Origin of the sequence: Streptomyces sp. NPDC052040, assembly GCF_044548405.1 — a bacterium.
Taxonomy (GTDB): domain Bacteria; phylum Actinomycetota; class Actinomycetes; order Streptomycetales; family Streptomycetaceae; genus Streptomyces.
In genome coordinates, this window is sequence record NZ_JBIUBV010000028.1 from 1 (window position 1) to 12,028 (window position 12,028).

The 12,028-nt window shown below is 74.2% G+C and carries 10 protein-coding genes and 1 pseudogene; 5 read left to right on the plus strand and 6 right to left on the minus strand.

Annotation, left to right across the window (positions count from 1 at the left end):
- Positions 1-324 precede the first annotated feature (324 nt).
- Positions 325-1,713 carry a polyprenol phosphomannose-dependent alpha 1,6 mannosyltransferase MptB gene (mptB, locus tag ACIHAA_RS31450; protein WP_399823173.1) on the plus strand — a complete coding sequence of 463 codons (1,389 nt, stop codon included), beginning with the start codon at positions 325-327 and terminating at the stop codon, positions 1,711-1,713.
- Positions 1,710-3,083, plus strand: coding sequence for a glycosyltransferase 87 family protein (locus ACIHAA_RS31455; RefSeq protein WP_399823175.1), 1,374 nt, complete (start codon positions 1,710-1,712; stop codon positions 3,081-3,083). Before mptB ends, ACIHAA_RS31455 begins: the two co-directional genes overlap by 4 nt.
- 83 nt (positions 3,084-3,166) lie before the next feature.
- Here ACIHAA_RS31455 and ACIHAA_RS31460 read toward each other — a convergent pair.
- The 5 genes and pseudogenes from ACIHAA_RS31460 to ACIHAA_RS31480 all read right to left on the minus strand — a co-directional run.
- Positions 3,167-4,060 (minus strand): annotated as a pseudogene (locus ACIHAA_RS31460) (D-alanyl-D-alanine carboxypeptidase family protein); the annotation flags it as partial.
- A 39-nt stretch (positions 4,061-4,099) separates the two neighbouring features.
- Positions 4,100-5,239 (minus strand): transcription termination factor Rho, encoded by a 1,140-nt coding sequence (gene rho, locus ACIHAA_RS31465; protein WP_399823177.1) that lies wholly within the window; start codon positions 5,237-5,239, stop codon positions 4,100-4,102.
- 324 nt (positions 5,240-5,563) lie between these two features.
- Entirely contained in the window at positions 5,564-6,295 is a 732-nt protein-coding gene (locus tag ACIHAA_RS31470; RefSeq protein WP_399823179.1) for a GntR family transcriptional regulator, read from the minus strand.
- A 124-nt stretch (positions 6,296-6,419) separates the two neighbouring features.
- Complete coding sequence (locus tag ACIHAA_RS31475) at positions 6,420-7,385, minus strand: acetylxylan esterase (RefSeq protein WP_399823181.1); 966 nt, start codon at positions 7,383-7,385, stop codon at positions 6,420-6,422.
- A 179-nt stretch (positions 7,386-7,564) separates the two neighbouring features.
- On the minus strand, positions 7,565-8,149 hold the full coding sequence (locus ACIHAA_RS31480) for a hypothetical protein (RefSeq protein ID WP_399823183.1): 585 nt from the start codon (positions 8,147-8,149) through the stop codon (positions 7,565-7,567).
- 586 nt (positions 8,150-8,735) lie between these two features.
- Between ACIHAA_RS31480 and ACIHAA_RS31485 the strand changes: the two genes are divergently transcribed.
- Both ACIHAA_RS31485 and ACIHAA_RS31490 read left to right on the plus strand, forming a co-directional pair.
- Entirely contained in the window at positions 8,736-9,662 is a 927-nt protein-coding gene (locus tag ACIHAA_RS31485) for an NADP-dependent oxidoreductase (protein ID WP_399823185.1), read from the plus strand.
- Entirely contained in the window at positions 9,659-10,387 is a 729-nt protein-coding gene (locus ACIHAA_RS31490) for a GNAT family N-acetyltransferase (protein ID WP_399823186.1), read from the plus strand. The genes ACIHAA_RS31485 and ACIHAA_RS31490 overlap by 4 nt, the downstream gene beginning before the upstream one ends.
- A gap of 18 nt (positions 10,388-10,405) precedes the next feature.
- Here ACIHAA_RS31490 and ACIHAA_RS31495 read toward each other — a convergent pair whose 3' ends face one another.
- On the minus strand, positions 10,406-10,810 hold the full coding sequence (locus ACIHAA_RS31495) for a MarR family winged helix-turn-helix transcriptional regulator (protein ID WP_399823215.1): 405 nt from the start codon (positions 10,808-10,810) through the stop codon (positions 10,406-10,408).
- Between the two features lie 419 nt (positions 10,811-11,229).
- Between ACIHAA_RS31495 and ACIHAA_RS31500 the strand changes: the two genes are divergently transcribed.
- Positions 11,230-12,000 (plus strand): putative protein N(5)-glutamine methyltransferase, encoded by a 771-nt coding sequence (locus tag ACIHAA_RS31500; protein ID WP_399823188.1) that lies wholly within the window; start codon positions 11,230-11,232, stop codon positions 11,998-12,000.
- Positions 12,001-12,028: the final 28 nt, after the last annotated feature.

Below are 12,028 nucleotides of genomic sequence, written 5' to 3' on the forward strand. Positions count from 1 at the left end.
GGGGGGGTGGGGGGCCGGGGGCGGGCCCCGGGGGGCAAGGGGGGGGGGGGGCGGCCGGGGGGGGCCCGGGGCCCCCCCCCCCCGGGGGGGGGGGGGTGGGGGGGGGCCCCCCCCCCCGGGGCGGGGGGGGGCCCCGCACCCGGTCCTCCGGGCGCCCCTTGGGCGGCATGCGCACGCCGTCCGATCCCGCGCCCCCGCCGCCCCCGCGCCCCCGGGTGGCCCCCGTGGCACCGGACACACGGCGGTCACGCACAGGCCGCCCCCGCGAGGGGCGAGCGTCGCCTTCCAGCCATTCGGCGTTGCCACGCTTCCCGAGTGTTGGCCATGGTTTTCCCCGTCGATCTCCGCCGCTGCCAGGCGCTCGGTCTGGCCGGTACCGCCTTCCTCGCACTGGGCGGTGAGACCGCCGGAGCCCTGCCGGTCGGCGATCTGGTCTCCCCCGAGTCGGGGCGGGCCGCTCTCGGACTGGTCGGGGTCTACTTCGGCGTGGTGCTGCTGATCGCGGCCTGGGCGCTGCTGGGCCGGGTGGTCCGCGGCCCCGAGCCGCCCTCGCCGCGCGCCCTGCTGCTGGTCCTCGCCGTCTGGGCCGCCCCCCTGCTGCTCGCACCGCCCCTGTTCAGCCGGGACGTCTACAGCTATCTCGCGCAGGGCGCCATGGTCGACGCCCATATCGACGTGTACGCGCACGGACCGGCCCAGCTCGGCGGCCCGCTCGCGGACCAGGTCGCCCCGGTGTGGCGGAACACCGGGGCCCCCTACGGGCCGGTCTTCCTCGCCGTCGCCTCCGCGCTCTCCGGACTGACCCGCGGTGAACTGCCCGCCGGGCTGCTCGGCATGCGGCTGGTCGCGCTCCTCGGCGTGGCCCTGATGGCCCTCGCACTGCCCCGGCTGGCCCGGCAGTGCGGCGCCGACCCGGCGGCCGCGCTCTGGCTGGGCGCCCTCAACCCGCTGGTCCTGCTCCATCTGGTGGCCGGTGCCCACAACGACGCCATCATGCTGGGCCTGCTCGGCATGGGACTGCTCGCCGCCCGGGGACGGCTGCACCCCCTCGGCGTCGTCCTGATCACCCTCGCCGCGCTGGTCAAGGCCCCGGCCGTGCTCGGCCTGCTGGCCGTCGTCGCGCTGCGCCGTCACCGGGGCGTCGTCCGGGCGGTCGTGACGACGGCGGTGACCGCGCTCGTCACCACAGTGGCGGTCACCGCGGTCACCGGTACGGGCTACGGCTGGGTCGCCGCCCTGAAAACGCCGATCTCCCCGCACAACTGGTCGCCCACCAGTGTTCTCGGCCGGGTCACCGGGCGGCTGCTCGCCGGGCTCGGCAGTGATCTCGCGCCCCTGGCGATCCCCGTCTGGCACGCCGCCGGACTGCTGGCGACAATGATCGCTGTGCTGTTCATCTGGCTGCGATGGCGGCCCGCCCCGGTCTACGCGCTCGGCCTCAGCCTTGCCGTGCTGGCCGTTCTGGGCCCGGCGATCCGTCCCTGGTACGCCCTGTGGGGGCTGTTCCTCATCGCGGCCGCCGCGCCCAGTACCTCGGTGCGCCACCGGGTGGCGGCCGCCACCGCGGTCCTCGCGCTCGCGGTGCTGCCCAGCGGCGGGTCCCCCGACCTCGCCCAGGTGCTGCTGGCCGTCTCCGGCGGAGTCCTCGCGGTCGTGGTGCTCTGGCAGGCGCACCAGGCCGCCCAGGCGCCGGTGCTGGGACGGACCGCATGAGAGCGCCGCACACCGGGAAGGGCCGAGGAGCCCTGGCGCTCGGACTCGCCGCCGCGGTCGCCGTCTTCACCGCCACGATCCCGCTGCTGCGCGACTGGTTCGACCTGCGCGTCTACTACGGCGCCGTGCACACCTGGGTCCACCACGGCGGCCACCTCTACGACTACCGGGTGCCGGGCACGGCCTACGGGTTCACCTATCCGCCGTTCGCCGCCCTGAGCATGCTGCCCATGGCGTACGTCGGCCTCGGCGCCGCCATCGTGGTCGCGCTGCTGCTGAACCTCGCGGCCGCCGCCCTGGTGCTGTGGTTCCTGTTCGGCCCGGAACTGCGCCGCCACGGCTGGTTCGGCTGGACGCTGGCCGCCTGCGCGCTGGCGCTGTTCGAACCGGTCCGGGACACCATCAGTTTCGGCCAGGTCAATCTGCTGCTGCTGGTCCTCGTCCTCGCCGACGCCCGGCTGCTGTCCGCCGGGCGCGGGCGCCTTGCGGGCGCGGGCATCGGACTCGCGGCGGCCGTGAAGCTGACCCCCGCGGTCTTCATCGGCCTGCTGCTGATCGCCCGGCGCTGGTGGGCCGCGGCCGTGGCGACGGCGGTCGCCACCGCCGCGACCCTGCTCGCGGCCTGGGCCGCGCCGGGCGCCTCCCGCTTCTACTGGACGCACGCCGTCTGGGACACCTCCCGCATCGGCCGCCTGGACTATGTCTCCAACCAGTCGCTCCAGGGTGTCTTCGCCCGCCTCGCCGCACCCGCCGCGCCCAGCCACGCCGCCTGGGCGACGGTCGTCGTGCTGGTCCTCGCGGTATGGGTGTGGCGCACCCACCGCGCCGTGCGGGCCGGTGACTGGGCGGGCGCCTTCGCCCTCACCGGGCTGACCGCCTGCCTGGTCAGCCCCATCACCTGGGTGCACCACCTGGTCTGGCTGCTGCCGTCCTTCGCCGTGCTGCTGCGCGCCCGCCACTGGCGGACCGCGGCCGTCCTCTACGGGCTGCTGTGCAGCAGCGTGGTGTGGCTGTGGTTCAACGACGCGTCGGGCATCGACGGCTTCCTCGGCAGCAACACCTACACCTGGATCACCCTCGGGCTGCTGCTCGGGCTGCCGACCGGTCAGTCCCGCGCCGAACGCCTTCTCCGCAGCGACAGCCACAGCGTCAGCGCCACCGCCGTGCCCACACCCGCCCCCACCGCACCCGCGAGCATCTCCCGTTCCAGTCGGCCGTCCGCGCCGCCCGCCGCCGCGGGAGGCGTCTTCGGCAGCGCGGTCGGACCGGCCCGGGACACCGTCGGCCGCTCGGAGGCCAGTGAGCCCACCGGTGTCACCCGACCGGCAGCGGCGAAGCCCCAGTCGAGCAGCGAGCGGGCCTCCTCGTAGACCGCGAAGCCACCGCCCGCCTGCGGGTTCATCACGGTGACCAGGACGGTGCGCCCGGCATGGCGCGCCGCGGCCACCAGGGTGTTGCCCGCGTTGGTGGTGTAGCCGTTCTTGACGCCGATCAGGCCGGGGTAGGGCGCGACGCCGTTGCGCCCGGTCAGCAGCCGGTTGGTGTTGGCGATCTCGAAGGTGTCACCGTTGTCGCCGGGGAAGCTTGCCTCCACGGTGGAGCAGTAGCGCGCGAAATCCGGGTTCTTGAGCCCGGCCCGCCCGAACACGGCGAGATCGTAGGCCGAGGACACCTGGCCGACGGCGTCGTAGCCGTCGGGTGAGACCACATGGGTGTCCAAGGCGCCCAGGGAGCGGGCCTTGGCCTGCATCTGACGGACCGTGCTGTCCACTCCGCCGTTGAGCGAGGCCAGGACGTGGACGGCGTCGTTGCCGGAGTTCAGGAACACCCCTCGCCACAGGTCGCTGATCTGGTAGGTGTCCCCTTCCCGGACTCCGACGAGGCTGCTGCCGGGCCCGATGTCCTTGAGCTCCCGCGCGCTGACGGTGTGCCGGCCCTCGGCGGGCAGCCCCGGCAGCACGGTGAGGGCGAACAGGGTCTTCAGGGTGCTGGCGGGCGGCAGCGGGCGGTGGGCGTCGTGCGCGGCCAGCACCTGGCCGCTGTCGGCGTCGGCGACCAGCCACGACAGCGCGGACAGCTCCGGCACCTGGGGGACGCCCGGGCGCTGCCGTACGACGGTTCCCGACGTGTAGAGCGAGGACGAGGACATGGGGGCCGCGGTCTGCGGAGCCCCGGGGCCGGGCTCGGTGACGGCCGCGGCGGTGTGCGGTGCGAGGGCCGCCGTCCAGGCCAGGCCGAGGGCGCAGCCGGAGACGACGACACGGAATGAGAGTCCTACGGTCATACTGGCCACCGTAGGAACGGTCTTGGCGCCCTCGCCCGGGCAGCGTGGGCCGAGTGGAGGCATCGGGCACCCGGAAGCCGGACGGCGGGGCCTGCCGGGGTGTCAGTCCCCGGGCAGGGTGGGCGCGATCCGGCGCAGGAACGCCGCGTTGTCGGGGGTGGCCCGCATCCGCTCCAGCAGGGTCTCCAGGTTCGCCTTGGCGTCCCGCGAGGACAGGGCGCGGCGAAGCCCCCGTACGGCCGTCAACTCGGCCGGGGACAGCAGGAGTTCCTCCCGGCGGGTGCCGGACCCGGCGATGTCGACGGCCGGGTGGATCCGGTGGGAGGCGAGGTCCCGGTCCAGCCGCAGTTCCATGTTGCCGGTGCTCTTCAGCTCCTCGAAGAAGAACTCGTCGGCGCGGGAACCCGTCTCGACCAGGGCGGTGGCGAGGATGGTGAGCGAGCCGCCCTCCTCGGCCGGACGGGCGGCGCCGAAGAGCCGCTTGGGCCCGTGCAGGGCGGTGGCGTCGACCCCGCCGCTCAGGATGCGTCCCCCGGCGGCGGCCGCGTTGTTGTGCGCCCGGCACAGCCGGGTGAGCGAGTCGAGCAGGACGACCACGTCCTGGCCCTGCTCCACCAGCCGCTTGGCCCGCTCCACGACGAGTTCCGCGAGCGCGATGTGCTCCTTCGGTGTCCGGTCGAACGTGGAGGCGTACACCTCGCCGCGCACCGAGCGCCGCATGTCGGTGACCTCCTCGGGGCGCTCGTCGAGCAGCACCACCATCAGCCGGCACTCGGGGTGGTTCGCTGCGACGGCCGCGGCGGTCTGCTGGAGCAGTACGGTCTTGCCGGTCCTCGGCGGGGCGACGATCAGCCCGCGTTGCCCCTTGCCGACCGGCGCGAACAGGTCGACGACGCGTCCGGAGGTGCCTGCCGCGGGGTGTTCGAGCCGCAGCCGCTGGTGCGGATGGACCGGGGTGAGGTCGTGGAAGTGCGGTCGCCCGCGCAGCGCACCGGGCGCCAGACCGTTGACCTGCGTCACCTCGGTGAGGGCCCGGCCGTCCCGGACACCCAGAAGGGTGTCGCCCCTGCGCAGGGCATGGCGGCGGATCAGGGCCGGTGAGACCTGGGGGTCGGCGGGGGTGGACCGGCAGTCGTGGGGGCGCAACCGCCCCTTTCCGCCATGGTCGACGTCGAGGACTCCGGTGACGGTCTGTTCCGTCTGCCGGTGCGTCACGGGAGGGTGTTCGAGTGTGGTGGTCATCCGAGGTCCTTTCACGGACGGAGGACAGGAAGGAAGGGAGGGAAGGAGGGAAGAGCCGCGAGGCGGCACGCTCACGCCTGGCCGCGGCGGGGAAGAACACCTCGACACCGCGGGGATCCGCCGGTCACGAGGTGATACGCGAGGTGATACCGGAAGGCCGGTATGCCGGACCGCACCATCGGCGGAGGGATCGGCATACCCGGGCAAAGAGGAGAAGGAAAGGCACCGGCACCCGAAACAGGGGCGCACACGGCCACCGCTGGCACTGTACCACTCGCCAGGGGTCCGCGGTGGTTGTGCGGGCCAATGCCTTTTTTTGGGGGCTCAGGCTGCGGGGAGGGTGAACTCGTAGACCAGGGCTTCGTGCGGTGGCTCCACCAGGAGGTCGGTGATCTCCAGGGGGCGGTCCCACTGGTCGTGCACGCGCCGGGTCACCCGTACGGTCGGCGGCAGCGGACGGATCGCGTCCCGGTGGTGCAGGGTCAGACCGGCCGTGCGCATCCAGTCGTAGGCGCGCCACAGTTCGGCCGAGGTCCTGCCGTCCGCCCGGTCGCGGTAGCGGGCCAGTTCCGGTACCTCGGCGACGGCGACCGCCGAGAAGGAGGTCACGGCCGTCCGTGCGCCGCTGCCGTCCGCGGCGGCCGAGGAGTAGCGGTGGACGAGGGTGGGGCGGCGCGGTGCCAGGCCCAACTCCTGGGCGTGTGCGGGGGAGGGGACCTCCCAGGTGACGCTGGCCCGGCCGGGTTCCGTGCCCCGCGCGCCCACCGGAAAGGCCAGCGAGGGGACGTGCTCGGCCGTGGTGCCGGGCAGTACCGCGTGGCTGTCGCGGCGGTCGGTGGCGACCAGGCCCGCGCGCCGCAGGGACTGGAGCGCCTGCCGCACGGTCTCCCGGCTGACCCGGAAGTGCGCGGCCAACTGCCGTTCCCCGGGGAGCCGTTCGCCCGGCGGAATGCCGCCGTCGCGCAGTTCGCCCAGCAGTTCGGCGGCGATCCTCCCGTAGAGCGGTTCCTCGCGCGGGCGGGGGAGCGGGTGGTCGGGCGGGACGGAGCGGGCCATGTCCGTACCTCCTGGTGACAAGACGTAGCCGTACGGGACCGGTGCGCGACCACATCTAGCATTGGTCTAAACCACCAGGGAAGGGTGGTCCGGCAGTTCGGCCGGATCAGGACCGTGGGCGTCCTCAGAAGTGGGCCGGAAGCCAGCCGAGTTGGACCGCCTCGTGGAAGGGGCCGCCGCCCTCGTGGTCGTTGAAGTCGTAGACGTCGATCCTCTTGTCCTCGTGCGCCCAGGCGTTGAAGGCGGCGAAGACCGTGGAGGGCGGGCAGGTCTGGTCCTCCAGCGCGGCCGAGAACAGCGCGGGCGCCCGGCCGCGCGCGGCGAAGTGCACTCCGTCGAAGTAGGCAAGGGTCCGCATCACCTGCTCGGTGCGGCCGCGGTGTGTCTTGAGATAGTCGCCGATCTCCCGGTACGGCCGCCGGTCCGTGAGCGTGGTCGCGCGCGGGAAGTCGCACAGGAACGGCACATCCGGGGCGACCGCCGCCAGATCCGGTACGAGACCGCCGACCGCGATGGTGATGCCGCCGCCCTGGCTGGTGCCGATGACCGCGGTGCGGGAGGCGTCGGCCAGCGGATGCGTCCGGGCTGCCTCCACGGCCCGCACCCCATCGGTGAACAGCCGTCGGTAGTAGTACGTTTCGGGGTTCTCGACGCCGCGCGTCATAAAACCGGGGAAGGCCGGTGCGCTGCCCACCGGGTCGGCCGTGTCGCCGCCGCCCCAGGCGCTTCCCTGCCCCCGGGTGTCCATCACGAAGTGCGCGAACCCCGCCGAGGCCCACAGCAGATGGGTGTGCGGAAGCGAGCGCCCGCCGCCGTAGCCGATGAACTCCACGACCGTGGGCAGCGGCCCGTCCGCGGACGCCGGTACCGTCAGCCAGCCCTTGACCGGATGGCCGCCGTATCCGGCGAAGGTGGCGTCGAACACCTGGACCGTCCGCAGGCCCGTTCCGACCGGCTCGAAGCGGGCGTCCAGGGGGTGTTCGCGGGCCTCCCGCAAGGTCTTCGCCCAGAACGCGTCGAAGTCCGAGGGCTCCACCGAGGCGCTGCGGTACGCGCGGAGCCCGTCGAGCGGCAGGTCGAACAGGGCCATGAGGACCGCCTTGACGTCGGGGACGCGGCGATCACACCGTACGGCGACGTCCGGGAGGCCACCAGGGGGCGAATCCGCCGGGTGGCCGGGCGGGCGGGTCGTCAGGCGGCCGGGTGGCCGGACGGTCTGGCGGCCCGTGAGCCGGGGTTGTGGGTTCCGGGGTCCCGGTCGGTCGCCGGTCAGGCGTTGCGCCGACCCCAGTCCGGACCGGTGCGGGCCCACTCGTCCTCCCACTCCGCCATGCGGTGCCGCTCGGCGACCCGGCCGATCACCGCGCGGCCCAGGAAGACCACCCCGGCCGCCCCGGCCGCGGTCCACACCCCGGACGTCAGGCCGTGCTGCCACACCGCGGCGTCACTGAGCGGCGGGCCCGTGCCCTGGCCCCTCGTGTCCAGCCAGACCCGTACCTGTTCGCCGCGCAGCGAACCGGCCGGGACCTGCGCGGCGGTCGTCCGGGTGCCCTTGCCGGGCTCGGTCCAGCGCACCTGCGCGCGGTACAGGGCCTGCCGGACGCCCTGGTTCGAGGGCGGTGCGGCCGGGGCGTCCTGGACGAGCACCGCGGGTACCTGATGGCGCTCGGCGCGCTGGGCGGCCTGGGCCGCGTGCGCGCCGTCGTAGGCCCACCAGCCCACGACCGCGCCGATGAGGGGAGCTCCCACGCACAACAGCACGGCGAGAAGGAGCGAGGTCCATGCCTCGATGACATCCGATCGCCGGCGCAGCGGATTGGGCCGCCAGCGCCAGCCGCGCAGCCAGGTTCGCATCTCGACCTCCTTGCCGCCGCGTCCCGCTCGTGGAGGGGTCGGGGTCCCCGGGGGACCCGCACCCCGCCCCTTGCCACGAACAACGCCCGCGGTGCACCGGCCCGCCGCCGAAGCGGTGGACCCGTACGAAGCCCCGCCGCTCGCGCCCGACGGCGACGGTGGCCCGATACGCCCCGCATCCGGGACCCGCACATGCCGGACCGGCCGCACCCGAGGGCCCCTCGGCCCAGGGCCGACCGTTCACGGAGTGGCGCGGCCGCGGCGCGGACGGACATCGAACGCGGCGCGGACGCGACCTTGGAAGCTTCCGGCATGAAACGGCCTTTTCCGCCGATTCTCCTCCCCGGCGGCCTTTCCGGCCAGGTGGCCCGGAAACCCGGCGCCGCTTCCACGCTGCGGCCTGCGGGCGGAGGCGGACATCGGGGCTGCGGGGCCCCACCCCGGTCCGTGTCCGGATCCTTGTGGGTGCGGGAATTCGCGGCCGCCCGGGAATAGCCCTCCAGTGATCTTCCTTGGCCATGAGTGGCCGGTGCACGGGTTCCCGGGACCGGCCGTCGGCACCAAGCGGAGGAGAGCGAGGCAGGAGATGCCCAAGGCGTACGCGTACACGCGGTACGGCGGCCCGGAGACCGAGACCTTCGTCGACGCGGAACGGCCCGTACCGGGCCCCGGACAGATTCTCGTCGCGGTGCGCGCGGCGGGCGTCAATCCCGTCGACTGGAAGCTCCGCGCGGGCTTCTTCCGGCGCCCCGGTGACACCGGCGAACCGGACTCTCCCCGGGTCTTCGGCAACGAGGCGGCCGGAGTCGTCGAGCAGACCGGCGAGGGCGTGACCGGCTTCGCCGCGGGGGACGCCGTCTTCGGCAACACCGTGTCCGGCGGCTACGCCGAGTACGCGCTGCTCCCCGCCGCGGTGACCGCACATCTGCCGGAGGAACTCTCCTTCGCCGATGCCGCGGTCCTGCCGGTCGCTGCGGCCACCGCCTACGACGGGCTCCGCCAGCTGGACCTGCCCGCCGGGGCGACGCTGCTGGTCACGGGCGCGGGCGGCGGAGTCGGTGTCGCCGTCGTCCAGATCGCCCGGGCCTTCGGCCTGCGGGTGGTCGGCACGGCCAGCGAGGCCAAGAAGGACTTCGTCGAGGACCTCGGCGCCACCCATGTCGTCGCGGGCCCCGACCTGGCCGCGCGGGTGCGGGCCGCCGCCCCGCAGGGGGTGGACGGCGTCTACGACCTCGTCGGCGGGGACGTACTCCAGGAGGTGGCGGCCCTGCTCGACGACCGGTCGAGGCTCATCTCGGCCGCGGCGCGCCAGGAGGTCGAGCGGCTGGGCGGGGCGCCCGTGGCACGGGCCCGCACCACCGCGGTGCTGGACGAGGTCGCGCGGCTGGTGGTGCGCGGCGATCTGTCCCCGTGGGTCACCCGGACCTACCCGCTGGAGCGGGCCGGAGAGGCGCTGCGCGCCGTCGAAGAGGGCCACACCCGGGGCAAGGTCGTGATCGAGGTCGGCGCATGAGCGACAGCACGAGCGGCGCCCCGCATGTCCTCGACAACCCCGCACTGGCCTCGCTGACCGGCCCGCACGCCCGCTTCGCCGAGGGGCGCGGCCGTGTGCTGCGCTACCCGACGGACGTCTCGCCCTGGGTGGGGCTGCCCGACGAGCCCGGCGCCGACGACTGGGCCGACCTCGCGGCCCTCGCGGGTGCGGGCGCCGAAGCCCCGCTGCCCGGCTTCAGGGGTGAACTTCCGCAGGGCTGGGAGATCACCTTCGACGTGGACGGTGTGCAGCTCGTTGACGACGGGGTCGCCGCCGCCCCGGAGCCGGAGGCCGTACGGCTCACTCCGGCCGATGTGCCGGACATGCTGGACCTGGTCGAGCGGACCCAGCCGGGACCGTTCATGCCGCGCACCATCGAACTGGGAACCTATCTGGGCATCCGCCGCGGCGGCGCCCTGATCGCCATGGCGGGCGAGCGGCTGCACCCGCCGGGCTGGACCGAGATCAGCGCCGTCTGCACCGACCCGGCGTTCCGTGGCGAGGGACTGGCGACCCGGCTGATCCTGGCCGTCGCGCACGGCATCCGGGAGCGCGGCGAGACGCCCTTCCTGCACACGGGCGCGGCCAACACCAACGCCATCCGCCTCTACGAGTCCCTCGGCTTCAGGCTCCGCCGCCGTACGAGATTCCTCTCGGCCCGGGTCCCGCATCCCTTGGCGGACGCACGGGTGGGGGTGCGCTGAGGGGCGCCCCGGTCGGCCTCAACGGCCGCTCGCCGCAGCCGCGTTGTAGCGCAGCAGATACGCGGCGAAGCGGCTCAGGTCCTCCTCCGGCCAGCCCGCGAGCCGTTCCCGGAAGGCCTCCCGGCGGCTCTCGGTGACCTGGGCCAGGATCCGGGTGCCCGCCTCCGTGAGGTGCAGCACCTGCACCCGGTGGTCGGCGGGGTCGAGCCGTCGTTCGATCAGATCGGCCCGCTCCAGGGCCGCCACCTGGCGGCTGACCGTGGACTTGTCCAGTGCGTAGTGCTCGGCCAGGTCGGTCGTACGGCAGCCGCCGCTCTCCTCCAGGTGGCCGAGGAGGGTGTACGAGACCAGGGAGAGTTCCGGGTGCATCCGCCCGGCCGAGGCGCGGGCGCGCCGGGCGAACGTGGTCAGCTCGCGATGGATGGTCTCGACGGCCGCCTCGGCCCGGCCTTCCGCGGGCGCGGCGGGGTCCCGCCCGGGGTCGTCGGTGGTGCCGGACGCCTCGACTGCCTGCACGGACGCCTCCTCAGCCGCCTCGGATCATTCCGGTTGTAGAGTACAACCGGAATGATCCGAGGCGGCCCTCGCCGCCCGCCCGCGGCCTTCGCGACGGCCCTGCGGACCGCCTGATCCGCCCTGCTAAGGTTTTCGTCCTGGCCGCGGACCGCCCCGGCCGGTGGTGACCGAGGAGGTGAGACCCATTTCCGCAGTGTCGGCTCGGGTGCTCTCACCTCGGAACGGCGCGTCTCACCCCGCCGGGTGACCGCGAGAGCGCCCTTCGGTCCACCGAAAGGCTTTCGGCTCCCATGCCACCCACGCCACCCATGCCCTCCACGTCGTCCATGTCGCGTTCGCGCGTCGTCTCCGCTCTGCGTTCCGCCGGCTGTGTCTTCGCCGAGGACGAGGCGGACCTGATCCTCATCACCGCCCGCACCCCCGACGAGGCCGCCGCCATGGTCGCCCGGCGGGTCGCGGGGCTGCCCCTCGAACAGGTCCTGGGCTGGGCCGAGTTCCACGGGCTGCGCATCACCGTCGAGCCGGGGGTCTTCGTGCCTCGCCGGCGCACCGAGTTCCTGGTCCGCCAGGCCCTGGCCCTCGGGCGGGACGCCCGGGTCGTGGTGGATCTGTGCTGTGGCTCCGGAGCGGTCGGCGCCGCCCTCGCCGCCGCGCTCGACGGGCCCGAACTGCACGCGGCCGACATCGAGCCCGCCGCGGTCCGCTGCGCCCGTGGCAATGTCGCCGCGTACGGCGGCCGGGTGCACGAGGGTGACCTGTTCGCCGCGCTGCCCGGGGAACTGCGCGGCCGTATCGACCTGCTGGCAGCGAACGTGCCCTATGTGCCCACCCGCGAGGTCGCGCTGCTGCCCGCCGAGGCTCGGGACCATGAGCCGCTGGTCGCGCTGGACGGGGGCGCGGACGGTCTGGACGTGCTCCGCCGGGTCGCCGGGGAGGCGGCCCGGTGGCTGGCCCCCGGCGGCTCCCTGCTCGTGGAGACGGGCGAACACCAGGTGCCCCCGGCCGTGGAAGCCTTCACCCGCGGGGGACTGCGGACCCGGCTCGCCGTCTCGGACGAGTGGCACGCCCATGTCCTCATCGCCACCCGTACGCCCTGAACCGGTCGGGCCCGTACGCCCTGAACTG